This is a genomic window from Methylobacillus draconifructus, assembly GCF_045984385.1.
Classification (GTDB): domain Bacteria; phylum Pseudomonadota; class Gammaproteobacteria; order Burkholderiales; family Methylophilaceae; genus Methylobacillus; species Methylobacillus flagellatus_A.
On record NZ_JBJQIJ010000004.1, the window covers coordinates 415054 to 440189 of the forward strand.

General features: G+C 56.8%; 27 protein-coding genes. 12 read left to right on the forward strand and 15 right to left on the reverse strand.

Annotation, left to right across the window (positions count from 1 at the left end; translation table 11 throughout):
• Positions 1 to 113: 113 nt before the first annotated feature.
• The 3 genes from ACKF11_RS11000 to ACKF11_RS11010 all read right to left on the reverse strand — a co-directional run bounded on the left by ACKF11_RS11000 (position 114) and on the right by ACKF11_RS11010 (position 2472).
• Positions 114 to 950 (reverse strand): hypothetical protein, encoded by an 837-nt coding sequence (locus tag ACKF11_RS11000; RefSeq protein ID WP_407997090.1) that lies wholly within the window; start codon positions 948 to 950, stop codon positions 114 to 116.
• A gap of 43 nt (positions 951 to 993) precedes the next feature.
• Positions 994 to 1578 carry a tetratricopeptide repeat protein gene (locus ACKF11_RS11005; protein WP_407997091.1) on the reverse strand — a complete coding sequence of 195 codons (585 nt, stop codon included), beginning with the start codon at positions 1576 to 1578 and terminating at the stop codon, positions 994 to 996.
• Between the two features lie 210 nt (positions 1579 to 1788).
• Positions 1789 to 2472 carry a PEP-CTERM sorting domain-containing protein gene (locus ACKF11_RS11010; protein ID WP_407997092.1) on the reverse strand — a complete coding sequence of 228 codons (684 nt, stop codon included), beginning with the start codon at positions 2470 to 2472 and terminating at the stop codon, positions 1789 to 1791.
• Positions 2473 to 2722: 250 nt separating this feature from the next.
• On the opposite strand from ACKF11_RS11010, the gene ACKF11_RS11015 reads away from it, so the two are divergent.
• On the forward strand, positions 2723 to 4588 hold the full coding sequence (locus ACKF11_RS11015; protein ID WP_407997093.1) for a PQQ-dependent dehydrogenase, methanol/ethanol family: 1866 nt from the start codon (positions 2723 to 2725) through the stop codon (positions 4586 to 4588).
• Positions 4589 to 4613: 25 nt separating this feature from the next.
• On the opposite strand, the gene ACKF11_RS11020 is transcribed toward ACKF11_RS11015, so the two are convergent.
• The 9 genes from ACKF11_RS11020 to ACKF11_RS11060 form a co-directional block, all read right to left on the reverse strand.
• The gene (locus ACKF11_RS11020; protein ID WP_407997094.1) at positions 4614 to 5222 is read right to left on the reverse strand and encodes a hypothetical protein; all 609 of its coding nucleotides are present in this window, start codon (positions 5220 to 5222) and stop codon (positions 4614 to 4616) included.
• 10 nt (positions 5223 to 5232) lie between these two features.
• Complete coding sequence (locus tag ACKF11_RS11025) at positions 5233 to 5835, reverse strand: M15 family metallopeptidase (RefSeq protein WP_407997095.1); 603 nt, start codon at positions 5833 to 5835, stop codon at positions 5233 to 5235.
• A gap of 110 nt (positions 5836 to 5945) precedes the next feature.
• A complete protein-coding gene (locus ACKF11_RS11030; RefSeq protein ID WP_407993652.1) occupies positions 5946 to 6629 on the reverse strand; it encodes a hypothetical protein in 684 nt (227 codons plus the stop codon).
• Positions 6630 to 6682: 53 nt separating this feature from the next.
• Positions 6683 to 7183 carry a hypothetical protein gene (locus tag ACKF11_RS11035; protein ID WP_407997096.1) on the reverse strand — a complete coding sequence of 167 codons (501 nt, stop codon included), beginning with the start codon at positions 7181 to 7183 and terminating at the stop codon, positions 6683 to 6685.
• A gap of 9 nt (positions 7184 to 7192) precedes the next feature.
• Entirely contained in the window at positions 7193 to 7813 is a 621-nt protein-coding gene (locus ACKF11_RS11040) for a DUF2238 domain-containing protein (RefSeq protein ID WP_407997097.1), read from the reverse strand.
• Complete coding sequence (locus ACKF11_RS11045) at positions 7810 to 7998, reverse strand: hypothetical protein (protein WP_407997098.1); 189 nt, start codon at positions 7996 to 7998, stop codon at positions 7810 to 7812. The genes ACKF11_RS11040 and ACKF11_RS11045 overlap by 4 nt, the downstream gene beginning before the upstream one ends.
• 980 nt (positions 7999 to 8978) lie before the next feature.
• Complete coding sequence (locus ACKF11_RS11050) at positions 8979 to 9506, reverse strand: hypothetical protein (RefSeq protein WP_407997099.1); 528 nt, start codon at positions 9504 to 9506, stop codon at positions 8979 to 8981.
• Between the two features lie 82 nt (positions 9507 to 9588).
• Positions 9589 to 10383 (reverse strand): HEPN domain-containing protein, encoded by a 795-nt coding sequence (locus ACKF11_RS11055; RefSeq protein WP_407997100.1) that lies wholly within the window; start codon positions 10381 to 10383, stop codon positions 9589 to 9591.
• Positions 10384 to 11136: 753 nt separating this feature from the next.
• Positions 11137 to 11769, reverse strand: coding sequence for a hypothetical protein (locus ACKF11_RS11060; protein WP_407997101.1), 633 nt, complete (start codon positions 11767 to 11769; stop codon positions 11137 to 11139).
• A gap of 146 nt (positions 11770 to 11915) precedes the next feature.
• Here ACKF11_RS11060 and ACKF11_RS11065 point away from each other — a divergent pair, with 146 nt between their 5' ends.
• Genes ACKF11_RS11065 through ACKF11_RS11075 form a run of 3 tightly spaced genes read left to right on the forward strand, consistent with a single transcriptional unit; the run spans position 11916 to position 15255 of the window.
• Complete coding sequence (locus ACKF11_RS11065; protein ID WP_407997102.1) at positions 11916 to 12905, forward strand: integron integrase; 990 nt, start codon at positions 11916 to 11918, stop codon at positions 12903 to 12905.
• Entirely contained in the window at positions 12902 to 14617 is a 1716-nt protein-coding gene (locus ACKF11_RS11070) for a PAS domain S-box protein (RefSeq protein ID WP_407997103.1), read from the forward strand. The genes ACKF11_RS11065 and ACKF11_RS11070 overlap by 4 nt, the downstream gene beginning before the upstream one ends.
• The gene (locus ACKF11_RS11075) at positions 14614 to 15255 is read left to right on the forward strand and encodes a response regulator (protein WP_407997104.1); all 642 of its coding nucleotides are present in this window, start codon (positions 14614 to 14616) and stop codon (positions 15253 to 15255) included. The genes ACKF11_RS11070 and ACKF11_RS11075 overlap by 4 nt, the downstream gene beginning before the upstream one ends.
• A gap of 4 nt (positions 15256 to 15259) precedes the next feature.
• On the opposite strand, the gene ACKF11_RS11080 is transcribed toward ACKF11_RS11075, so the two are convergent.
• From ACKF11_RS11080 to ACKF11_RS11090, 3 genes are all read right to left on the reverse strand, one after another.
• Positions 15260 to 15973, reverse strand: a complete 714-nt coding sequence (locus tag ACKF11_RS11080) for a hypothetical protein (RefSeq protein WP_407997105.1) — start codon at positions 15971 to 15973, stop codon at positions 15260 to 15262.
• Between the two features lie 48 nt (positions 15974 to 16021).
• Complete coding sequence (locus ACKF11_RS11085; protein ID WP_407997106.1) at positions 16022 to 16888, reverse strand: DMT family transporter; 867 nt, start codon at positions 16886 to 16888, stop codon at positions 16022 to 16024.
• A 67-nt stretch (positions 16889 to 16955) separates the two neighbouring features.
• Positions 16956 to 18080 carry an aromatic ring-hydroxylating oxygenase subunit alpha gene (locus ACKF11_RS11090; protein WP_407997107.1) on the reverse strand — a complete coding sequence of 375 codons (1125 nt, stop codon included), beginning with the start codon at positions 18078 to 18080 and terminating at the stop codon, positions 16956 to 16958.
• A 442-nt stretch (positions 18081 to 18522) separates the two neighbouring features.
• Here ACKF11_RS11090 and ACKF11_RS11095 point away from each other — a divergent pair, with 442 nt between their 5' ends.
• From ACKF11_RS11095 to leuD, 8 genes are all read left to right on the forward strand, one after another.
• Positions 18523 to 19701, forward strand: a complete 1179-nt coding sequence (locus tag ACKF11_RS11095) for an acetylornithine transaminase (protein WP_407997108.1) — start codon at positions 18523 to 18525, stop codon at positions 19699 to 19701.
• A gap of 19 nt (positions 19702 to 19720) precedes the next feature.
• Positions 19721 to 20641, forward strand: coding sequence for an ornithine carbamoyltransferase (gene argF, locus ACKF11_RS11100; protein ID WP_407993637.1), 921 nt, complete (start codon positions 19721 to 19723; stop codon positions 20639 to 20641).
• Positions 20642 to 20682: 41 nt separating this feature from the next.
• Entirely contained in the window at positions 20683 to 21906 is a 1224-nt protein-coding gene (locus ACKF11_RS11105; protein ID WP_407997109.1) for an argininosuccinate synthase, read from the forward strand.
• Positions 21907 to 21930: 24 nt separating this feature from the next.
• Complete coding sequence (ppnP, locus tag ACKF11_RS11110) at positions 21931 to 22242, forward strand: pyrimidine/purine nucleoside phosphorylase (RefSeq protein WP_407993635.1); 312 nt, start codon at positions 21931 to 21933, stop codon at positions 22240 to 22242.
• 94 nt (positions 22243 to 22336) lie between these two features.
• Positions 22337 to 22831 carry a YajQ family cyclic di-GMP-binding protein gene (locus ACKF11_RS11115; RefSeq protein WP_407997110.1) on the forward strand — a complete coding sequence of 165 codons (495 nt, stop codon included), beginning with the start codon at positions 22337 to 22339 and terminating at the stop codon, positions 22829 to 22831.
• 70 nt (positions 22832 to 22901) lie between these two features.
• Positions 22902 to 24308: a 3-isopropylmalate dehydratase large subunit gene (gene leuC, locus ACKF11_RS11120; RefSeq protein ID WP_407997111.1), complete on the forward strand. Its 1407-nt coding sequence runs from the start codon at positions 22902 to 22904 to the stop codon at positions 24306 to 24308.
• Positions 24309 to 24316: 8 nt separating this feature from the next.
• A complete protein-coding gene (locus ACKF11_RS11125) occupies positions 24317 to 24445 on the forward strand; it encodes an entericidin A/B family lipoprotein (protein ID WP_309565524.1) in 129 nt (42 codons plus the stop codon).
• Positions 24446 to 24466: 21 nt separating this feature from the next.
• Positions 24467 to 25105: a 3-isopropylmalate dehydratase small subunit gene (gene leuD, locus ACKF11_RS11130; protein ID WP_309565523.1), complete on the forward strand. Its 639-nt coding sequence runs from the start codon at positions 24467 to 24469 to the stop codon at positions 25103 to 25105.
• The last annotated feature ends 31 nt before the right edge of the window (positions 25106 to 25136 follow it).

Sequence of the window (25136 nt, forward strand, 5' to 3'; positions counted from 1 at the left end):
TGTCGTGCCTGCCCTTAGCTGAAGTTACTAAAGATGCATTCTGGAAGATGGGGATGGACATGAAAAAGGAGAATGCCGATCGGCATTCTCCCTGGGTGTGATTGGCAAATGGCTTACTTGCCGACCTTCAATTTGCCGCCTGTGCCCAGGCCGCCTTCAACTTCCTGTGCCTTGTAGTGGCGCAGTGAAACTACCATTTTGTTGTAGGCATCCACGAATGCGGCGACAGTCGCCTTGCCTTCGGGCGTGCGGGAGAAGCCGCCGAGGCTGCCTGCTGCGCCGCCGCCAAAGGCGCCGAGCGCGGCACCATAATTAGTGGCGGTGGCATTGCCTTCCGCAATGCCGATTTGCACGGAAGAACGGATATCGTATAAAGACAATGTCACGACAGATACCTTGGATTCCAGGGAGCCAGCCAATGTGCCTACGCCGTTGCCGATCAGGCTGCCCAAGGCGCCTGCGATTTTACCGGTGGAGTCGTTGTCGATGATGATCGCTGGTTCAAGGAAGTAGTCGGCAGCCACGCGCTGGCCTTTTTGCTGGTTGGATCCAGCGCGGAATTCGCCGGAGTTGCGTTGCTTGTCGGTGATGGCGGAGATGCGGCCGTCAGTGCGGCTGTTGCCGATAGCGGTGATCACGAAGCAGTTCGACTGCTGCACCGCCAAGCGCAACAAGGGCTCGATGCTGGTGACTTTGGTAGCGGAACCGAAAGTGGTAAACCATTCCTTGTCGCGGCCGTCATCCATGGCAATCGTGCCAAGGGGAGCCTTGCAGCGCTCCAGGTTGGAGTTTGCATCCGCGCTGGTGCTGCCAGCCGCTGCGCCGGAAGCTGCAGTCGGCGATGAACCAGTGGACAGCATACCGCCCAGGCCGGGGCCATCGGTGCTGACGCAGCCAGCCAGTGTCAATGGCAGCAACACCATTGCCAGGTTAAGTTTTTTCTTGAACATGCTTATTCTCGCTAAGGTTGGGGTTGAGGTAATCGTAAACGTATCAATAAAAATACCAGGAAGATCCGCGCCAATAGCTGCGGTAGGTATAGCCGCTATGCCAATATCCGTACCAGTAAGGCCGGTAAAGATTCAGCCACCTGCGGTATTCCACTTCATTTTTCTTGGCTTCCTGTGCTTGTTTCAGCAGCGTTTGCGCTTCCTGGTTGCCCTTGCCTGCGGCCATACTCAGCCAGGATTCAGCCTCGGCAGGGTCTGAGCCCATCTCTTCCAGGCCCATCAGGTAGAAGCGGCCGACTGCCAGCTGGGCATCGACGTCGCCACGCTCTGCGGCATGGCGCATCCAGGTCAGTGCTTGATATGAGTTGCGGGTGATGCCATCGCCACGGAAATACCGCAATCCAAGATCAAAAGCTGCGCGCGGGTCTTTCTCTGCCAGCGCGGTGAGTTGCTCGATCTTCTGCTTTTCTTCCGGCGAGATGGAGGATTCAGGGACGAAGGTGGATTCGCTGCGCGGACGGTCTGAACAGCCTTGCTCATCGCAGATACGGACAGTTTGCTTGTTCGGGTTGGACGCACAAGCGGACAGATTGACTAATATAGTCAGAAATATAAGAAAATTTTTCATTGGTGTTTGAGTTATTCTTTTTTAAATCAACGCACTCATGACATGCTTATTTCCCAATAATAAGCATGAACTTATATTGATTCTATAGCGATAGATCGAATGGGGGCAAGTCTAGATTTTCACCTCACTGTCGAGGTGGTTGTCCCAAGATTTTTAGGAGAGGAGGGAAAAGCGCTACTGCATATGCTGCAGTAGCGCTTGAGTCGCCGATTAGGCTTGCTTGCGGCGGCGTGCTGCGAAACCTACAGCACCCAGACCCAGCATGAGCATCGCGTAGCTGGATGGTTCAGGCACGGCGGCAACTTGGTCAACCTGGAAAGCCAGGAGTTGGGAGTAGCCGATGCCGAAATTGATGGTGTAGGAAGTCACGGTTTCGCCCAGGCTGGAGAAATCCCAGCTGTATTGGTAGTAGTCGGCAGCCCATTGGGTATCGACGAAGCTTACCAATGTACCGGCAATGTTCTGGTCGCCGCCGTTATAGCTTAATGTAAAGCTGATATCGCCACCGCCCATTTGGGAGCTAAAGTCGTTGAGGATGCCTTGGAACACTAGAGAGGTAGCGCTGCTGTCCACGGTCGTGTCGGTGAAAGTGAAGGTGGATGGACCGCCATAAAGGCCGGCGCCAGCAGGGTAGTGGCTGCCGGAAGTGCGGGTGAGCACGGCGTCGCCGGAACCGGCGACATTGCCCAGGGTACCGGCAACCAACTGGTCTGTGGTCAATGGATCGGCATTGCCGTCAGCATCCAGGCGGCCGCGGTTGAGCTGGTTCCAGCCGTCAAAGGATACGGAGCCGTCCACATCTACAAAGCTATCGAAGGTTGCATTCGCTTGAGCCAGGGTTGCCACTGCGAGCAGGCTTGCACCGACGACGGTGCGAACAGATGTCATGTTCATTTTGTTAGTTTCCTTAGTGTTGAGAATGATCAACCGGATTTTCCCAATGAAAATCCGGATATCTTCGCTAGCTGTCTTGCAATGAGCACAAGCTGGGCCGGCGAGTTCCTATCTGGTATACAAATAATAATGATTTGTATTATGTTTATTTTTAATAATATGTCAACACAATTTACCTTTAGGTTGATCGATACAGAGGTTTTTCCTTTTGCCTTGTCATCCTCAAGCCTTGTAGAACGTTGGGTTCGGGATGCGTATATTCTCTTCTCTCGTTAGCCTTTCCCTGTGCCTTGTTCCCACTGCTTCGGCATTTGCGGCAGATACGCTGCAAACGCTCATGGATGACGACCGCCAATGGGCAAGCCCGCGCAAGGATTACTACAACCAAGGCTATAGCCGCCTCGGCCAGATCAATCGCCACAATGTTTCGCGCCTGAAGCTGGCATGGAGCTTTTCCACCGGCGTGCAACGCGGGCACGAAGGGGCGCCCTTGGTGGTGGGGAACGTGATGTATGTGCATACGGCGTTTCCTAATAATGTCTATGCGCTGGATCTGGATCATGACCGGAAGATTCTCTGGGCCTATTTCCCCAAGCAATCCAGCGATATCGAGGCCATCCTCTGCTGCGACAACGTGAGCCGCGGCTTGGCGTACGGCGACGGAAAGATATTGCTGCAGCAGAACGATGGCCTGTTGCTGGCACTGGACAGCCGCGATGGGCACAAGGTATGGGAAGCGCAGGTGAACGACCCCAGGATTGGCGCCACCAATACCAATGCGCCTTATGTCTTCCGCGACAAGGTGCTCACGGGGTGCAGCGGAGGCGAGTTCGGCGTGCGTTGCTTTCTTGCCGCCTACGCGTTGCAGGACGGCCAATTGCAATGGAAAGCCTACAGCACCGGGCCGGATAGCGATGTGTTGATCGGGCCGGGCTTCAATGCCGACAACCCGCATTACAACGCGCTCTCGGCCTACGAGGACGTCGCCGGCGGCAACAGGGAGGGCGGTTCGTTCCGCGCCTTGCCAAGGGAAAAACTAAAGTTCCCCGAGACTGAGCTGGGGGTCAAAACCTGGCTCAAGCCGCAGGCGGCCGCCAATGGCTGGCAGCACGGAGGAGGTCCAGTCTGGGGATGGTTTTCCTATGACCCTAAGCTCAACCTGGTGTATTACGGCACGGGCAATCCCTCGGTCTGGAACCCGGATATCCGGCCAGGGGACAACAAATGGGCCATGACGTTGTTTGCGCGCGACCTGGATACCGGCATGGCGAGGTGGGGCTACCAACTGACGCCCCATGACGAATGGGATTACGACAGCGTCAACGAACTGATCCTCTGGGATCGCGGCGGGCAAAAACTGGCGACGCATTTCGACCGCAACGGCTTTGCCTATACCCTGGACCGCCGGAGCGGAAAATTGCTGTCGGCGGAGAAAATGCATCCCTTCGTCAACTGGGCGACCGGCATCGACTTGCAGACCGGGATACCGCTCAAGGATGGCCGTTACTCCACGCATGAGGACCAGGAAACCGCGGCAATCTGTCCGTCCGCGATCGGGGTCAAGAATATTCAGCCTGCGGCATATTCCCCGAAAAACGGCTGGTTTTATGTGCCGATGAACCACCTGTGCATGACTTACGAAGCCGTGGAGGCCAAGTATGTCGCCGGCCAGCCGTGGGCCGGCGCGAGCCTGACCATGCAGCCGGGGCCGGACGGCGACATGGGCGCCTTCATGGCCTGGGATGCGCTCAAGGCTAAGCCGGCCTGGTACAACCGCGAAAAATTCGCGGTGTGGAGCGGGGCGTTGGCAACCGCCGGGCAACTGGTGTTCTACGGCACCTTGGATCGATGGTTCAAGGCCCTGGATGCGCGTAATGGCAAGGAGTTATGGCGCTTCCAGGTCGGCTCGGGCATTGTGGGCAATCCCATGACCTATCAGCATCGCGGCAGGCAATACGTCGCGGTTTTCTCAGGCATCGGCGGCTGGGCCGGGGTTGCGCTCAATCAGGGCTTGAGTGGCGATAGCGATGGGGCGGGCACTGCGGGTGTGTTTCGGGAGCTCGGCCGCTACAATGCCGCGCCAGGGAGCGGTGCGCTGAACGTATTTGCGCTATAGGTATACCGAAAGCGGTGCTGATGCGCTATTGCCATGTGAGCTTGAGTTCGCGCTGGTTACCGGAAAAGTCCAGGCCACCGACAGTGATGGCGAGAGTGGCGGCACGAATATCGCCATCGATGACGAACTCGATCAGCGCATCCTTGGTTTCATCCCGCGCCACCAGTTCATTGAGCATGTTGCTGGGCTTGATGCGCATGTCGCCGATGATCAGCCGAAACGAATCGCTCCAGAAATTCAGTCCGCCGGACGCGCTGGTCCAGGCGCGGATATTGAGCCGAAGGCGCTGCTGATTGGACGGTTCAGGCATGGTCGTGGCGGAAAGAATGGTATAGCGAAACTGGTAGCCGGTGCCGCTATCCATCTGCACGCTGTTGCCATCGGGAAGCTGGATATTCGCAGCATCTGCTGTTACCGGCGCCGGGCGGGAAGACGCAGGTTGCGCCCTTTCCGCCTGCTGGCTCGCAGCAGGTGAGGGCGGGACTTGTAATGTCGCTGCCGGCTCCGGCTTGCCAAACCATCCAGTTTGCTGCAATGCCACTACCAGGCCTGTCAATGCCGTGACGATGCCGGCAATCGTCGTCAGTATCCCGGGGATGGTTTGCCACCAGCTGCCTGTCTTGTTTTCATTCATCGCTAAGCTCCTAGGCGAAGACTGCAGTGCCGGCAGACAAGCGCTGCCTGAATTCAGCCAGCATTTGGCGTTCGGGAAGGTTCAAGGCCCATACGGGCCTGAGCTGGAAATGCGGCTGGTCGACAATGGTCTTCCAGTTGCCGCCCCATTCCAACCCCAGTTCCTCGCCGAGTACGCCTGCGGCCTTGTATTTTGGGGAGTCTCCCAAGTAGCGGTTGCCTTCGAACACGCCGATGTCGAATGCGATAGCGAAATTGTGATTGGAGTAGCCGCCGCGCGCATTGGTGACGATATTGCCGGCCGAAGTCCGGCCCTGGGCATAAAGCGCATCCTGTTCCGCATAGGTGCGCAGCCCGCTGATGATACGGATGCGGATACCTGCATTGGCGGCCTTTTCAACCAAGGCGCGAGCCAGCGGCTTGACTTCGGGTAGTAAGGTGGCGATGTGCTTTTCGCTTTGCGGGTCGGCGATATCGGGGACCGGAGGCGCAGTGAGGGGTTCTCGTGTCACCAATTGACGATAAATCGCTCCCCAGGTTTCCGGGCCTGCCTTGCCATCCACCTGCACGCCAAGCGCCTTCTGCACTGACTTGATCATCTCGTCCATCGTCATGATGCGCTCCCTGATGTCTTTGCTTCACATCATAGGGCAGAAATGATGATATGGGTATATCTTTAAATGGTGCTGGCAATGCAGGTCGATGGGGGTGCAATCTGCCATGTTCAGGAGGAGGTGCTCAGCAGCGCTTTGACGAATCCGCCAATGCCGCTGAGCTTGCTGCCGTATTCCAGTATGGCGGGCAGCCGTGATTTCTTCTGTGATTTCAGCTCTTCCAGGTGGTTTTCTGCAATGTGGCGGCCGATGTTGCCGATAATCGCGCGGATTTTTTCGCGCGCTTGCTCCAGCGGTTGTCCCTGCCATTCCGGGCCAAAAGCCTGTTCTTCCCAGCAATGGTCCAGGATGCGGTAGAGCGTGGCGAGGTTGCCAATCACATATTCCGATGCCGCGTTGAAGCTCAGGCTGTCATCCGCCAGCCGCGCCTGGTTTTGCAGATGGCGGAACAGCAATGGCGTTTTCAGGTGAAAGCGCATCTGGCCTTTTTCCACGCTTTCCACATGGTAGTCCACGCTTGCCAGCGCATCGAGCAATTGCGACCAGGCCTCGGCCTCCGTCAACTGGCCGAACTTGATCGCGGCGCTTTCCAACAGGCTCTTGGCGCGGGATTCGCGGATGCGGAACACGGAGCTGAGGCGGAATGTGTCGGCGGTCTGCACTGCCTGGGCATATTCCCATAGCAGCAAGGCGTCAAAGTCGTTTTTTGCCATGCCGCCCAGGCCGTGGGTCGTGACGTATTCCTGCCAAATGCGGTCGAAGAGGTCGATTTTCTGCTGGTCGGTGAGGGGCATGCCGGTTGGGTTTCCTTCTACGATCTAGCATGCATCATCGCCCGATTGCCTGGCTATTTCAACTCCCTCAGCCGGCCGTTTTCCAGCAGCAGGCGGATGCTGGCTTTCTTGCTGGGGAAGTTGACCGCATCATCGGAGAGGTTTTCCATAATCGGCATGGTGAACAGTACGCCGCCTTGCTTGGCCCGGCCTGTCACCTTTGCCTGCAGGCCGACAATGCTGCGCCAGCCGCCGGCGCCAATCGGAATGACGTCGAGCAGGCTGTAATAGGGCTTGTCTGCCGCCTCGTCGCTGCTGAAAGCCGCGAGATACTGGCGGAAATTATTGCCGCCGCCGAACCCCTCCACCGTGAACACCGCCAATGTCGTGGTTTCCTGGCCATGCCTGGACAATACCTGCGTTTGCGTGGCCCCCGGGTAGCCGACGGCAAACCCGTCGCTGAGCAAGGCTGCCAGGCGCTCAACCTGTGCCGTAAGCGCTTTAGGCGTAGCTGCCAAGGCCTGGCTGGCAGCGAGGCAGCATATGACGACCATCCACCTTAGTCTTTGTATCATGAGGCCAGCCTACTTTCCCAGCCGCGCCAGGGCGCGGTCATGCAACCGGGACAGCAGCAACAGGGCAAAAGCTCCGCCCAATAGCGCAAACGCCATATCGGATTGCGTATCCCATTCATCGCCTTGCGTGCCGAGGAACTCGTCCGCACCTTGTCCCATGATCAACGCCGCAGCCCATTCGATCAGCTCATAGGCGGCGCTGATCGCAAGCACGACGCTTAACACTAGGAATATCAGCATCTTTTTTCCGCGCACATAAGCGCCGCGGAGCAGGATTTCCCGCACGGCAATCGCCGGTACGAAGCCCTGCATGAAATGCCCGATCTTGTCGTAAGGATTGCGTTCCAGCCCCAGCCAGTGCGCCATCTCGAAACCCAGTGGGACGCGTGCATAGCTATAGGCACCGCCTATGATCAGCACCAATGCATGCAAGAAGATCAAGCCGTAGAGCAGTGTGGTCAAAGGGTAGTTGCGGTAGCTTGTCCACAAGATGGGCAGCACGATCAGCACCGGCAGCACTTCCATCAGCCAGGTGAGCCGGTCGTAGGGACGAATGCCGGAGGCCGCCAAGGCCGCAAGCAGGATCAGGCTGCCAAGCTGCAGCCAACGCAGTCGTGATATATGGCTCAATCTTGGTCAGGCCTGTTGAATAAGGAAAATACAATCCCAAGGGCAATGCCCACCACGGCACCTAGCAATAGGTTGTCGAGCGTCAGGCCGGTAATGGTCCCTAGGATGGTTGCGACGCTGAGGTTGAAAATGTCTTTGTATTTGTTCGGCATGGCAGGATTATAGGCTTTAAGCACACGCTGCAAAACCCGGTCATGCCAGTTGTACTTGCGAAGGTGGTCGGCGACACAACGAGCAGTAGGGCTATGTAACAGAGTTGTTGCATAGTCTCTCAATGCCTAACGTTGGAGGTAAGGGGCTGCGGCGCGAAAACGACTGGCCGGAGAAACCACGCCGGTTCCGCAGTCCCGCTTGACCGAAGGGTTAGATGTATTTATTCGCACCATACTTCACACTTCTCGCGTGTTCTCAAATTAAGCAAAGTAGCACTAGCACAGGCCCCGTATGGGCTGCCATCGAGAAATATGACCTGATCCCCTTCGTCCCAACCCAAGCAATACGTTTTCGCCTCGAACTTTTCGCCATTAATGATGAAGAGTTCGTCGTTATGGGCGACTTCAATTTCGTAACTATCTCGGCTTGCCCCCCGTCTTGGCGCGCTGCGCAGGCGGGCAGATGGTGCCCCTTTGACAGTAGGCTGTTGTGGAACAGATTTTGTACCACGAAGAGCATTCGACTCTCGCTGAATGCACGCGATATACAACGATGGGCCAACTGACGTCGGGCAAGTATCAGAAAGCCATTGTTTCTGCTGTTCAGTAAGCGACGAAATATCTACCCTAGCGTTTGCCAAAGCGCTACTTTCACGGTTAAGGCAGCTAATAGCTAATGATGGCCCTAGTGAATCTGGACAGCTACGAACTATCCAGGTTTGAAACTCTGGCTTGAAACGAGAAAGGTCCGGTTTCCCTTGTGAGGCCGCCGACGCTTCCCTCAAAACGCAGCTAGACCACAGTGATGGCCCCAAATTACGAGCGCAGGATCTATTAACCCAATCACGCATGGCCGGAGAAAGTTTGGCTAGCGCGGCATCCGGACTCTGTGCCATCACTACTGGCGCAGCTAAGGCAAGAAGGATCGCAAAGGCTTTCGATGTCCAACCCATATTCACATCTAACACCTGAGTTAAGCCGCGCCGCGAAGCGGCGTCGGCTTCGACGAATTGTTAGGCACTCCGCAACGTACGCCGGAACCACTCATACATCACCTCCATAGCCAGCTTCGCGTCCGTCTCAAGTATTGTGGCGGGGTGTGCCTTGGTGGCAAGGAATCGCGTGCCGAATGCCTCTGGGTGATCAGGCGCCTTGCGATGAGTGAAAGGGTTGCGGAGTAGGCGAAGCCTGTCCGTGCGATCAAACAGGTCGCTAGGCAGCGGCAGGTGTTGCCGCCCTGCCTTAATCATAAGCTCGAACGTGCGGCGCTTATGTGCAGGCACCACGTTTTCAAGCTCTTCGCTGAGGGTCTGCTCCACGAAGGAAGTGGCGAGGAGCAACGCGCCGACGAAGTGACCGGAAATGAAGCAGAGCCGAGCCTCTTCCAGCATGTGGAGCACGGCCAACTCACCCATCACGGCACCCGGATGGAAGTAGTGCTGAGCCAGCCACTCGATCCGCTCCACACGAGCTGCCCGCGACGATTCGTCGGCCTGCGCAAGGGCGGAAGTGAGATTTTCACGAGTTGCTGGAATGGGCATCGGGGTGCCTAACGTTTGACATGAGAGGCGGCGCCCGGCTTGCCGGGCGACGTCCTCTCGATGGAAGGGTTGGGCGTCACGGCTACGGCCTGGCCTTAGCCCCAGTTTTGATCTCTGACAGATGTTCCCGGTAGCCGGCTACTAGCTTCTTAGGAATGAAGACGTACTTGAGCAATTCGTCGAGCATCTCGGGATAGAGGTACAGAAGCGAATTCTGCGCATTTAGGTGATTCTTGGCCTTTACCGTAGCTCGCTTCCGAACGCCGAAACACGGGTTGTGCCAGAGCAGCGCTGAGTGACTTGGGTGCTTTCGGTCGGTGACGATCTTCTCCAGAAGACCGCCATGTAATCGGAACTTGTACCGAGGCTTGGTTTCGCTCAAGGCCAAATCTGACCGGGCATCTTCAAGAAGCTTCTGCTCCTCAGGCGGAAGCTGCTTTCCAAAGACTTCCAAGACTTGACAGTACCTGCGAACCTCCCAGACAGCCAAGTCGAGATCGACCAGTATGTGACCGTACACATGGAAGGGAACGTCGATGTATCGAAACTCGCCGACCTCCGCAAGGTGGTCAATGAACTTGCGGCTTCTCGTCGAAAGTTTGATTTCGAATGGCAAGGACTGTGTAAGAGACAAAGCTTGGGCCAGATCATGGCCCACCTGAGTTGCCTTTATGCGGTTGTAGAGAAGGATCGCCTTTAGGTACTTCTCTATCGCTTGATGTGAAGACCAAAGAAACTGCGGGAAGAGTTCATGGCGACATGCCAATCGCGCGGCAATGTAGTCCCGGTCTGCTTGATCTCGAAATGATTGCGTGGCGAATGCATTGACATACCGATCCAGCTTGTCTTGCTCGTTTGCGTAAGGAGCGAAGGACATGTTCTTGATCTCCAAGAGGTGCGATTTCGTGACGCCCAACGTCTGAATTCACCGGCTTGCGCGGCTTTTCGCGCAGGTCCGGTGGAATGATGGGTTGGGCATCAACTACCTGATGCTGAGCAATCGGGAAGCTGGTTGATCGGAGGATTGATACCACGCGCCTCGTAATCTTGTGGCGAAAGCGTCATTCCGATACCTGCTGTATCGACAACGTGAACACTAACGATCTCGCCTGTCGAAATGCGAACCACACACTTTCCTGTGTATTGGGACATGAACAACCCTCCCTTCAGAATTTGTCAAATTCAGCGACGTAGGTTGATGGCATGTTGGGACATGACCGAGCAGTGTCCATGCCAAGCATGGCGTCTACTCTCAAGGCCGACTCCATTTCGCTCCTACTTTGAGTCCTAATGCAGGTATCTATGAAGCTGTAGGCACATTGCCCGCTACGGTAGCCTTGTGATTTTGCTTGTTCAATGCACCGACTTCTAAGCGCTACGGCTGCTTTCTGCTCCGTGTCGGTTGAAGTTGAGGCAGATTGTGCGCCTGCCTGTGACTCGGTGGAATCATTCTTGCCACACCCTACAAGAAGGGCGATGAGAATAGTTGTTCCAAACAATGCAACAGATTTCATTTTTTTTGCTCCAATATCCCGACCGACTCAAAGGCGCGACCGAGAGGCCTAACGCTCAGCTTAACCGGCTGGCTTTGGAGCGCTAGCGGAAAAGCCAGTCCGAGTTGAAGCTGTTGTTAGATTTCATTTCGCGAACGGAGCTCTTGCAAAACCACGAGGTACTGATTAGCCATTAGCTCAATGGCATATCCAATTTTTAGGACGGGAAAATTGCAGGTCTTTCCGAACACATCTTGAAATATTGTGCCCAGGCTTTTTCCATGCGTATCGAAGCTAGCGATTCGATAAACGAAATACAGGTAGTTCAGCCGATCGCCATAGTCGTTTGTTGACTGAGCCATCATGCTGTTGACATCAAGTGCTCTCGGTAGAGTTGACCAAGCAGGATCAGCCGGTTCGAGTTTGGCTTTATGCGGAAGATGATTTTCGTTCAAAAGCTTCACGTAGTCGCGCTTAAAGGAGTTCTTTAACTCATCGTATCGGCTACTTGACTGTGCTGGATCATCGAACAGATAGATGGTCCAAAAGTAATTTTCTAGCAACGACCTGACGAGAATGTGAGTGAAATAGCGCTCATCATTACTGGCCGACTCATCCAAACGAAAGTCACAACCTTCCACCAAGGTGCCAGCAATTGAATGGAAGCGAAGCACCTCTTGCCCGAAGAAACCTAGATGACCGCCTCTTGAAGAAAGAGACCGATAGGCTTCGAGTTCGCTTTTTAACTGTTCAAAGTAATTGGTAGTCACATGCTCTCCCTGAAATCTAACGTAAAGTAGCCATCCTATTTGACGCTTTATTTTCCGTCAAATGGGTTTTTGAGTTGAGGGTAATTAATTTAATGTATAGTGTAATCATTAAGTTAGTATTTTTTAGTACTGCCTAAATTTTAAAAATGCATCCGTCAAATAATTCATCGCCAAAATTGCTCGATCAGGTGCGGGGTAAAATCCGCCTCAAGCATTACAGCATCCGCACCGAGCAGGCTTATGTTGACTGGATTAAACGGTACATTTTGCATTTTGGCAAGCGGCATCCAATAGAGTTGGGTGCTGCCGAGGTTGAGCTATTTTTAACTTATCTTGCAGTTGAAGGCAAGGTGTCTGCCTCAACGCAGAATCAGGCGAAAAGCGCATTGTTGTTTTTGTATAAAGAAGTGCTGGGAGTTGAACTGCCGTGGCTAGACAAGGTGGAACGTGCAAAAGCACCGCGGCGATTGCCGATTGTGCTGGCGGTTGAAGAGGTTCAGCAGATATTGGCGCGTTTGAGCGGAACCCATCATCTGGTTGTCAGTTTGTTGTATGGCACGGGGATGCGGATTTTGGAGGTGTTGCGCTTGAGGGTGAAGGATGTGGATTTTGCCCGTGGCGAGATTCTGGTTCGGGACGGCAAGGGATTTAAAGACCGGGTGACGATGTTGCCGCAGGTATTGGTGAAACCTTTGCGGGAGCATTTGAAGCAGGTGAAGGTATTGCACGAACAGGATTTGGCGGCAGGATATGGTTCGGTATATCTGCCTTATGCATTGCAACGCAAGTATCCGAATGCAAACCGGGAGTGGGGATGGCAATATGTGTTTCCTTCTGCGCGGTTATCGACTGATCCGCGGGATGGTGAGGCAGGGCAAGCAAGGCGCCACCACGTGCAGGACCAGGCGATTCAGCGTGCGGTTAGACAGGCTGTGGTGGATGCCGGTATCGCCAAGCATGCGACACCGCATACGTTTCGCCATAGTTTCGCCACTCATTTGCTCGAGAGTGGTTACGATATCCATACTGTGCAGGAGTTATTGGGCCACGGCGATGTTTCAACAACGATGATGTATACCCATGTATTGAACAAGGGTGGGCGTGGGGTAAGTAGCCCATTGGATAGTTTATTATGAGCCTGCGCGTCAGATTCAATCTCCTCATTACCACTCTGCTGCTGATGCTGATGGTGGCGGTGGGCTATGTGGTGATCAAGGGCATGCGCATTTCCACGGAGGAGAGCGTGGAGGCGGCGACGCGGGTGACGGTGCAGTTGCTCGATACCGTCATCATCAATTCGCGGCAGAACCCGGAGTGGGGCTATACGCATGACGTGATGCATACTTTTTTGCAGTCCCTCGGGCATGTGCGCAGCAGCGAGATTTTCCTCTACAACGCGCAGGGCGAGCTGATGTACCAGTCGCCGCCATCCACTTATCGCGCCAATGAAACCCCGCCGCGCTGGTTCGCCCGCATGGTGGAACCCGAACCGGAAGTAGTGTCGCGCCGCATCCGCTTCGGTATGCTGGTGGTGGCGTCCGATGCGGCCGGGGCGATCCGCGAATCCTGGGCTTCGTTCCAGAACTTGCTCTGGATCGAGACCGGGTTCTTCTTCGTGCTCAACGCCTTGATTTACTGGATGCTGGGGCGCTGGCTCAGGCCTGCGAACGATATCCTCAAGGCAATTTCCGCGGTGGAGCAGGGCAACCTGGACGTTAGGCTGCCCAAGTTCAAGGTTCCCGAGTTCTCACGCATTGCGCAGAATTTCAACCTAATGGGCGAGTCGTTGCGCGAGCGCACCGAGGAAAACCGCCGTCTCGCGCTGATCGTGCAGCAGAGCGCGGATGCGATCATGATTCACGACCTTAACGGCAATATTTCGTTCTGGAACCCCGCAGCGCAACGGATGTTCGGCTACGCACCGGCGGACATTATCGGCAGGTCTGCCGAGCTGCTGATGCCGCCTAACCATGAGAGCGAGCTGGAGCGTAACATGGCGAACATGCTGGCGAACGGCCTGGTGGAGCATTACGACACGCAACGGGTGGCACGCGACGGCAAGCTGCTCGATGTATCGCTTTCCGCCGCGCCGTTGATGGACCCGAAAACCGGCGAGCTGATCGGCGAGATCTGCAGCATGCGCGACATCACCGAGCGCAAGCTGGCGGAGGAAACTGCGCGCAAGCTGGAGGAAAACCGCCAGTTGACGCACCTGATCCAGCGCCATATCGAGGACGAGCGCCGCAGCCTGGCACGCGAGCTGCACGACGAGCTCGGGCAGTACGTCACCGCGATCAAGACCTTTGCGGTGGCGATCGCGAACAAGACCAGGCAGGATATGCCGAGCATAGAAAGCAGCGCGCAAACCATCGTCTCGGCAGCCAACCATATTTATGACGGCATGCATAACATCATCCGCCACTTGCGCCCCGGGTCGCTGGACAACCTCGGTTTGTCTGAAGCCTTGCGCGATGCCGTCGCCGATTGGCAGGCGCAGAACCCGGACGTGAAATTCAACCTGCAGTTGCACGGCAAGCTGGACCTGCTGGGGGAAAGCTTGAACATCAATCTCTATCGCATCGTGCAGGAATCCGTCACCAATGCCTTACGCCATGCGCGGGCCGACCGTATCGATATCAGCCTTTCGCGCCATGAAAATGGTACCCTCACACTTTTGATCAAGGACAATGGCATCGGCATGAATATGTGCAATGTGGACCAAAGCCGCCATTTCGGACTGCTGGGGATGCGGGAGCGCACTCAGGCCCTGTATGGCAGTTTCAACATTGATTCCCTGCCGGGCCAGGGTTCCGCCATATTGGTGACGATTCCGGAGAGAGTGTCATGAGTGCAGCAATCAAGGTGATGCTGGTGGATGACCATGCCGTGGTGCGCATGGGGTTCAAGCTGCTGCTTGAGTCGGACCAGGCGATCCAGGTGATTGCCGAAGCGGAGAGCGGCGAGCAGGCCATCAAACTGTACCAGGAGTATCAGCCGGACGTGGTGGTGATGGATATCACCATGCCTGGCATAGGCGGGCTGGAGGCGATAGACCGCATCCGGGCCAAGGATGAGCATGCGCGCGTTCTGGTGCTGTCCGCGCATGAGGATTCCGTGCATCCCAAGCGCGTGCTGAATGCGGGCGCGATGGGCTACTTGACCAAGCGCAGCGCGGCCGAGGAGCTGATCAAGGCGATCCATACGGTGGCGGGCGGCAAGATGTATCTTGAGGCCAATGTGGCCCAGCAGATGGCGATCCAGCAGATTTCAGGGCAGCAGAATCCCGTGGATATCCTCTCCGACCGCGAGTTCGAGGTGTTCATGGCCTTGGCCAAGGGCAAGACCACCAACGAAATCGCCGACACCTTGTCCCTCTCGCCGCGTACTGTCGGCACGCATCTCTACAATATCAAGCAGAAGCTCAATGCCAATAATTCGGCCGAGATCGCCCTGATCGCGATGCGGTCCGGCTTGATCGACCCTTGAGGATTCAGCGCTGGTTGACAGCAGGGTGGCCCGAGGCCTGCTGGAAGGCGTGTTGCGGCTGCATGAGGTAGCGTGCAATGTTCAGGTCGTTTTGCCCGGATATTTCCACCAGCAATTCCTGGCCGCTGCTGATGCGGCCAAGCTCGGGAGGCACCAAGAAGGTGATTGGCGATTGCGGCGAGGCGATGGACGCGCCCACTGCCATTTGCCATTGCGCTAGTTCCTGGATCTGAGGCAGATCGTTGCCGAGCAGCCTGGCCCGCTCCAGGACGGCGGTTTTCTCTTCTCCCACCAGCGTGCTCCAGACCTCAATGGCGACCAGCTCGCTCGCCGTCATGGCGTGGCTTTCGTCTTTTGATGCGCTGGCCGCGTGTTCAGGCAAAGGCTCTGCAGAAGGCTTGATCTCGGTAAAGCCCGCGTTGAGGAAGGCAATCCAATACTCATCAATTTGCGACTGCGACGATGGGGCGACGTGAATGGCGCCGCCATGGCCGGGAATGGTGGCCGTCGTGCTGGATTCATGGCCAGGAGAGGACGTGGACGGGTCTTTCAGCAAATATGCGTCGTAGGCATTGGACGTGGCCTGGTCTGCAGCGCGCATCAGCAGCGATGAAGCCACCTGCTGCGCAATGGGGCCGCCCATGCAGCCTGCCAGCATGAAGCTTAGCAGCGCTGTGCATGCAATGCTGGCAATGTGGCGGGAAGGCAAGAGGGTCATTCCATATTCTACGGACGCATCTGGCTGAAGTTTAACCTTTTATCCGGCCTAGGTGTCTTTCTTGGGTTTAGGCGTCGCGCATACGCTGATGATGCCGCTGAGGATGATCAGGCCGACAGCGAACCAGCGGTCCGAGGATAGTGTCTCGTTCCAGATCAGGATGCCGAACAGGCTGGCCAGTACCACTGTGGTATAGGCTAGGCTGCCGACCACGAGCGGGCTGCCGGTACGGTAGGCGCGTGTCAGGGCAAGCTGGGCGATGGTGGCCGATACGCCCAGCCCCAGCAGCAGCGGCAGGTCCGGCCAGTCCAGCGGCGTGAAGCGATAGAACAGCATCCATAGGCCGCCGCCTATGGTGCAGACCAGCGTGAAGTAAAACACCGTGCGCCAGTCCGGTTCGCCGGCGCGGCCAAGCTGGGTGACATGGACGTATACAATGCCCGCCATCGCGCCCGAGAGCAGGCCGATGGCGCCCGCGATCAGTTCATCCATGTGCAGGCTGGGCTTGAGCAACAAGGCGACGCCGATGAAGCCGAGCACTACGGCGAGCAGCAGGATCTTGCGCGGCTTTTCGTGCAGCATGAAGGGCAGGGCCATCGCCAGGAACAAGGGCGAGGTGTAATTGAGCGTGATGGCGGTGGCGAGCGGCAATTCGCTGATGGCGAAGAAAAAGCAGATCAGCGACGCGAAGCCGAGAATCGCCCGCTTCATGTGCGTGTTGATGAGCCGGGTCTTGAGCGAAACCTGCCGGTAGCGCGCGACGGCGATGATGAACAGCAGGCCGAACAGCGAGCGGTAGAACACCAGTTCCGCGCTGCTGAATTTTGCCGCCCCCAGCTTGACCAGAACGCCCATGATGGCAAAAAAGAAGGCGGCAACCAGCATCCACAGGCTGCCGAGTCTGGGCAGGTTCAAGGTTCGTCTTTCCGGCCTGGCGTGCAGGCCCAAATATTGAGCAGGCAATATGCTTGCCTGGAGAGGGTTATTTCAGGTGCGGGTCCAGTTGCTTGTGCAGCCAGGCATGGAAGTGCTGCATGCCGGTTTCCATCGGGTGCTGGTAGGGGCCGCGCTCATCGATGCCTTGGGCGGCCAGCGCATGGCGGCCGTCATGCATGCGCTGGCAGATTTCCATGTCTTCCACGGCGGTCTCGGTATACGCCGCCTGTTGCGCTGCGATGAATTCTTCCTCGAACAGGGCGATATCCTCGGGGTAATAGAACTCGACTACATTGGTGCAGGCGTCCGGTCCGCGCGGAATGATGTTGGAGACCACCAGCGTGTTCGGGTACCACTCGATCATGAGGAATGGGTAGTACACCATCCAGATCGCGCCATACTTGGGCGGCTGCTGCTTGTTGTAGCGCAGCACTTCATTGTGCCAGTTGTCGTATATCAAGGAGCCGGATTTCTGCAGGGCCTTGTGCACGCCCACTGTCTGCACGCTGTACCAGTCGCCGAACTCCCAGTTGAGGTCCTCGCAATCGACGAAGTGGCCGAGGCCGGGATGGAAGGGGCCGACATGATAGTCTTCCAGGTAGACCTCGATGAAGGTTTTCCAGTTGAAATTGTATTCATCCACCATCACGCGGTTGAGCATATAGCCGGTGAAGTCGAAGTCCTGTTTGCAACCTAATTTTTGCAAGTCCTGCGCAATATCGCGCTTGCTGTCGAAAAGCAGGCCTTGCCAGTTCTTCAGCGAGGATTTATTGAGGTTGAGGCAGGGGTTTTCCTTGAAGTGGGGGGCGCCCAGCAGCTGGCCACGGGTATCGTAGGTCCAGCGGTGCAAGGGGCAGATGATGTTCTTGGTCTTGCCGCTGCCCTTGAGCATGAGCGCCTGCCGGTGGCGGCAGACATTGCTGATCAGCTCGATGCCGTTTTCGTTGCGGACCAGCGCCTTGGCATTGTTCATCCATGATAGGACGTGGTAGCTGCCGACTTCGGGAACCATGAGCTCGTGCCCGATGTAATGGGGCGAGTGGGCGAACAGATGTTGCTGTTCAAGGGCGTAAACGGCAGGGTCGGTGTACCAGGAAACCGGCAACTGGGTGCCGGATTGCGCATCATGGCCCTGATCGGGCATCTTGGTAACTGTGGCTAGCGACACCATATAATGCAGGGTTGTGAGTAAATATCTTGAATTCGAGCGAACATTAGATTCTGCCTTAAACCCAAGGATTTTGAAACCCGGTTTGCATCACTGCCTGTGGTTTAATGCATAAATCCTCTTGCCTAATTCTTGCCTAAATCCGGGATTTGCGCTACTCTCGAGCCCTTGAAGAAAAATGTTTAAATAGCTTGAAAGCTTGGCAAAGTCCGGCGTAGTGGCAGGTTTTGGCCGGGTTTCCATTTGTAGAATTCGACGGTGACCTCATGAAGACTGTAGTGCGCAAGGTAGCAACTGGTATTGCTCTGCTGGCAGCCATCCGACTGCTGAAAAAGCGCGCGCTCGACCGCTGAGGGTGCCGCATGATGCTGTAAACGGCGGCTGGTGCCGCCGTTTTTGTTTTTGAGCTTAAGCTTGTATCCAAACGTAGAGGCTAGATACTGCAATGTCCGAACATTTGATGAATACCTACGCCCGTCAGCCTGTCACCTTCACTAAGGGAGAAGGCGCCTGGCTCTGGGATACCGAGGGCAAGCGTTACCTGGACGCATTGGCCGGGATCGCGGTCAATGGCCTGGGCCATGCGCATCCTCGCCTGGTGGCCGCCATTAGCGAGCAGGCCGGCCGCTTGATCCATGTCTCGAATGTCTACGGCATTGCCGAGCAGTCCAGGCTTGCGGACAGGTTATGCGAGGTTTCCGGCATGGACAAGGTGTTTGTCTGTAATTCCGGTTGCGAGGCCAATGAGGCCGCCATCAAGCTTGCACGACTCTATGGGCACAACAAGGGCATAGAAAATCCTGAAATCATCGTCATGGAGCGCGCATTCCATGGCCGCACCCTGGCAACGCTTTCCGCTACGGGCAACCGCAAGACCCAGGCCGGTTTCGAGCCGTTGGTGAGCGGCTTCATCCGCGTGCCGTTCGATGACCTCGATGCCGTGCGCCAGGTGGCGCGGCACAACAAGAACGTCGTCGCCATCTTGCTCGAGCCTATCCAGGGCGAGGGCGGCATCAATGTGCCGCGCGACTCGGCGGCGTATTTCAAAGGCTTGCGCGAGATTTGCGATACCCATGGCTGGCTGCTGATGCTGGACGAAGTGCAAAGCGGCGTGGCGCGTACCGGCACCTGGTTTGCATTCCAGCACACCGATGTAGTGCCCGACGTCATGACCCTGGCGAAGGGGCTGGGCTCGGGCGTGCCCATTGGCGCCTGTCTGGCACATGGCCCGGCGGCGGAAGTGTTTACCTATGGCAAGCACGGTTCTACTTTCGGCGGCAACCCGCTGGCCTGCAGCGCTGCGTTGGCGACGCTGGACATCATCGAGTCCGACGGCCTGCTCGCGCATGCCGAGCAACTGGGCAATTACATACGCGAGGCTTTTGCTGCCAGCCTGCAAGACGTGGCCGGCGTGAGCGTGATCCGCAATGCAGGCCTGATGATCGGCATAGAGCTGGACCGCCCGTGTGCGGAACTGGTCAAGCAGGCGCTGGAAGCAGGCTTGCTGATCAATGTGACGGCAGAAAAAGTGATCCGCCTGTTGCCGCCGCTCGTCATGAACGAGCAGGAAGCGCAGCAAGTGGTGGATATCCTGGCACCTTTAATCAAGAAGTTTTTGGCTTGATCGCGGGAATATAAACGTTATGGCAATCAAACATTTCTTGCAGTTCAACGACCTGAATGCAGACGAGCTGGCGCATATTTTCGACCGTACGCGCTGGATCAAGGAGCAGTTCAAGGCCTACCAGCAATACTGGCCGTTGACCGACCGCACCCTAGTGATGATTTTCGAGAAGGCCAGCACCCGCACGCGCCTGTCGTTCGAGGCCGGCATGCAGCAGTTGGGCGGCTCCGCCATCTATCTCAATACGCGCGATTCCCAATTGGGACGCGGCGAGCCGGTGGAGGATGCGGCGCAAGTCATCTCGCGCATGAGCGACATCGTCATGATCCGCACCTTCGAGCAGGAGATCATCGAACGCTTTGCCGCCAATTCGCGCGTGCCGGTGATCAACGGCCTGACCAATGAATACCATCCCTGCCAGATCCTCGCCGATATCTTTACCTATATCGAGCATCGCGGTTCGATCAAGGGTAAGACCGTGGCCTGGATCGGTGACTCGAACAACGTCTGCAACACCTGGCTGCAGGCGGCTGAAGTGCTGGATTTCAATGTGCATGTATCGACGCCACCCGGATACGAGGTCGAGCCGGAGCGCGCCAATCTCTATGGCACCGACCATTACGAAGAATTCACCGACCCGATGGAGGCAGCACGCGGTGCCGATCTCGTCACTACCGATGTCTGGACCTCGATGGGCTTTGAGGCCGAGAACGAAGAGCGCCGCCGTGATTTCCATGATTGGCAGGTGGATGCCGATATGATGCGTGTCGCGGGTAAGGACGCCTTATTCATGCACTGCCTGCCCGCGCACCGCGGCGAAGAGGTCGAGGCTGCCGTGATCGACGGCCCGCAGTCCGTGGTATGGGAAGAGGCCGAGAACCGGCTGCACGTGCAGAAGGCATTGATGGAGTATTTGCTGCTGGGCAAGGTGCAGGCATAAACCTAGGTTGAACTGGATTTAATCGAGAAAGAAATAGCGAAATGAGTGATGTGAAGAAAGTCGTGCTGGCCTATTCCGGCGGCCTGGATACCTCCGTGATCCTGAAATGGCTGCAGGACACCTACCAGTGCGAGGTGGTGACCTTTACTGCGGATATCGGCCAGGGCGAGGAGCTGGAGCCGGCGCGCGAAAAGGCCAAGAAGTTCGGCGTCAAGGAAATCTATATCGACGACCTGCGCGAGGAGTTCGTGCGCGACTTCGTGTTCCCGATGTTCCGCGCCAACACCGTATATGAAGGTGAATACCTGCTCGGCACCTCGATTGCACGTCCCCTGATCGCCAAGCGCCTGATCGAGATCGCCAATGAAACCGGCGCCGATGCCATTTCTCACGGCGCTACCGGCAAGGGCAACGATCAGGTGCGCTTCGAGCTGGGCGCCTATGCGCTCAAGCCCGGCGTCAAGGTCATCGCGCCATGGCGCGAATGGGATTTGCTCAGCCGCGAAAAGTTGCTAGCCTATGCCGAACAACATGGCATTCCTGTTGAGATGAAGCACCGCCAGGGCGGCAGTCCGTACAGCATGGACGCCAACCTGCTGCATATTTCCTACGAAGGCCGCCACCTGGAAAACCCGGCTGCGGAAGCCGAGGAAGATATGTGGCGTTGGACAGTATCGCCCGAGCGCGCGCCGGACGAAGCCGAATACCTGGAGATTGAATATCGCAATGGCGACCCCATCTCATTGAATGGCAAGGCATTGAAGCCGCATGAACTGCTGGCGGAGCTGAACCGCCTGGGCGGCAAGCACGGCATTGGCCGTCTCGACCTAGTAGAAAACCGTTATGTGGGCATGAAGTCGCGCGGCTGTTACGAGACTCCGGGCGGCACCATCCTGCTCAAGGCGCATCGCGCGATCGAGTCCATTACCCTCGACCGCGAAGTGGCGCACTTGAAGGACGACCTGATGCCGCGTTATGCGAGCATGATCTATAACGGCTACTGGTGGAGCCCTGAGCGTGTGGCCTTGCAGGCTTTGATTGACCATACGCAGCAGACCGTCAATGGCTGGGTCAAGCTCAAGCTGTACAAGGGCAACGTGATCGTGACCGGCCGCGATTCCAAGACCGATTCGCTGTTCGATCCGAACATCGCGACCTTCGAGGATGACGCAGGCGCCTACGACCACCGCGATGCGGGCGGCTTCATCAAGCTGAATGCCTTGCGCATGCGCATTGCTGCCAACCTGCGCAACAACAAGAAGTAACCAACCAATTTTAGGAGAAGCGTCGTGGCCCAGTTCGACAATGTGAGCGTCAAGAAAAAAGCCAATGTGTATTTCGATGGCAAGTGTGTCAGCCATACCGTGCTGTTCCCGAACGGCACTCGCGCGACCGTGGGCGTGATTTTCCCCGGCACGTTGACCTTCAATACCGGTTCTCCCGAGTTGATGGAAATCAACAGCGGCGCCTGCAAGGTGCGCCTCAATGGCGAAAGCGATTGGAAGACGTATGGCGCGGGCGAAAAATTCACTGTGCCGGGCAACTCCAGCTTCGACATCGAAGTGACGGAAACGCTGGATTACGTCTGTCATTTCGAATAAGCGTTGCAGCACCTGTATTTGTTGAATTTTAAATCGCTGCCTCACGCCGGGCTTACCGGCATGCAGCGTTGAATTTGGATGAGGATGGATAACGATGCCTTCATTTGATATTTCTTCTGAAGTCGATATGGTCGCATTGAAGAATGCGGTGGATGTCGCTGGCCGCCAGATTACCAACCGCTATGACTTCAAGGGCACCAGCGCGAGTGTCGAGCTGAACGAAAAGGATAACCTGATCACCTTGCATGGCGATTCAGATTTCCAGCTCGACCAGATCAAGGCCATCCTCCTGCCCGCGATGGAAAAGAAGGAAGCCGACAGCGCCAAGCGCCTGGATCACCAGGACGTGCAGAAGATTTCCGGCAACAAGGTCAAGCAGGTGCTCAAGATCAAGGCTGGCATCGATGCCGAACTGGCGAAGAAAATCGTCAAGCTGCTCAAGGATAGCGGCCTCAAGGTGCAGGCCAGCATCCAGGGCGACGAGGTGCGCGTGACCGGCGCCAAGCGCGATGTGTTGCAGGAGGCGATCGCCTTCGTCAGGAAGTCCATCACGGATTTCCCGTTGCAGTTCGGCAACTTCCGCGATTGAGCGGCCGGATTCAACCATAAACCGTCTCGTGACGTTAAACGGACTGTATCAGCAGGATTAGAAGGATCGTATGTCAGCCAAAACGCTTTACGACAAATTGTTTGATTCCCACGTGGTGCGTGAGGAAAACGGTGCCGCGTTGATCTATATCGACCGCCACCTGGTGCATGAGGTGACCAGCCCCCAGGCGTTCGAAGGCCTGAAGATGGCCGGCCGCAAGCTATGGCGCATCAGTTCCGTGCTGGCGGTGCCTGACCACAACGTGCCGACCACCGACCGCAGCCAGGGCATTGCCGATCCGATCTCGCGCCTGCAGGTGGAAACGCTGGACCAGAACTGCAACGATTTCGGCGTGACCGAATTCAGGATGGGCGATGCGCGCCAAGGCATCGTGCATGTCATGGGGCCTGAGCAGGGCGCGACCTTGCCTGGCATGACCGTGGTCTGCGGCGACTCCCATACTAGCACCCACGGCGCGTTTGGCGCATTGGCGCACGGCATCGGCACTTCAGAAGTCGAGCACGTAATGGCGACTCAATGCTTGGTGCAGAAGAAATCCAAGGCCATGCAGGTGCGTGTGGAGGGCCAGCTTGGCCCCGGTGTCACTGCCAAAGACATTGCGTTGGCGATCATCGGCAAGATCGGCACCGCGGGCGGCACCGGCTATGCGATCGAGTTCGCGGGATCGGCGATTCGCGGCTTGAGTATGGAAGGGCGCATGACATTGTGCAACATGGCGATCGAGGCGGGCGCGCGCGCCGGCATGGTGGCCGTGGACGACATCACCATCGATTACGTCAAGGGCCGTCCCTATGCGCCCAAGCCGGAGCAATGGGATGCGGCAGTGGCCTACTGGCGTACCTTGCATAGCGACGAGGGCGCCAAGTTCGATGCCCTGGTAGAACTCAAGGCTGAAGAAATCGAGCCGCAGGTCACCTGGGGCACTTCTCCCGAAATGGTGACGGCGGTCAACGGCATCGTGCCAGACCCCACTAAGGAAAACGACCCGACCAAGCGCAGCGGCATGGAGCGCGCCTTGCAGTACATGGGCTTGCAGGCCAATACCCCGATCTCGGAAATCCCGATCGACAAGGTGTTCATCGGCTCCTGCACCAATTCCCGCATCGAGGACTTGCGCGCCGCCGCGGCTGTGGCCAAGGGCAAGCACGTCGCACCCAACGTCAAGCTGGCGATGGTAGTGCCGGGTTCCGGCCTGGTCAAGGCGCAGGCGGAGCAGGAAGGCCTGGACAAGATTTTCAAGGAAGCCGGTTTCGAATGGCGTGAGCCCGGCTGCTCCATGTGTTTGGCCATGAATGCCGACCGCCTGGAGCCGGGCGAGCGTTGCGCCTCCACCTCGAACCGCAATTTCGAGGGACGTCAGGGCGCAGGCGGCCGTACCCACCTCGTCAGTCCTGAAATGGCGGCTGCCGCAGCGGTGACCGGGCATTTCGTCGACGTGCGCCAATTGCTGAATTGAGCCCGGCCATGCGACAAGTGTTCATGATGGCGGCCATGTCATTGCTGGCGATGGCCCTGGCTGCATGCAATACCATCAACGGCATGGGCAAGGACATCGAAAAGGCCGGCGAAGCCATACAGAAATCAACCAAGTAACGAATCGTTTATTGGATCAATATGCAAGCATTTACCCAGTTGAATGGATTGGTGGCCCCCTTGGATCGCGCCAATGTCGATACCGACGCCATCATCCCCAAGCAGTTCCTGAAGTCGATCAAGCGCGCGGGCTTCGGCCCCAACGCTTTCGATGAGTGGCGCTATCTGGATCAGGGCGAGCCGGGCAAGGACAACAGCAAGCGGCCGTTGAATCCTGACTTCCCGCTCAACTTCCCGCGCTACCAGGGCGCCAGCGTCCTGCTGACGCGCGAGAATTTCGGCTGCGGCTCCAGCCGCGAGCATGCGCCGTGGGCGCTGCTCGATTACGGTTTCCGCGCCATCATCGCCCCGAGCTTCGCCGACATCTTCTTCAACAACTGCTTCAAGAACGGTATCCTGCCGATTGTCCTCGATGCGGAAATCGTCGATAGCCTGTTCAAGGAAGTCGAGCCCAACGAGGGATATCACTTGCTGGTCGACCTGCAGACGCAAACCGTGCAGACGCCCGGCGGCAAAAGCTATGCTTTCGAGATAGACCCGTTCCGCAAGCATTGCCTATTGAACGGTCTCGACGATATCGGCCTGACCTTGCAGCACGTGTCCGACATCAAGGCGTTTGAAGCCAAGCACAAGGCCGCGCAGCCCTGGCTGTTCAATTAACCATGATCCATGCTGCCCGCCATAGGGCGCG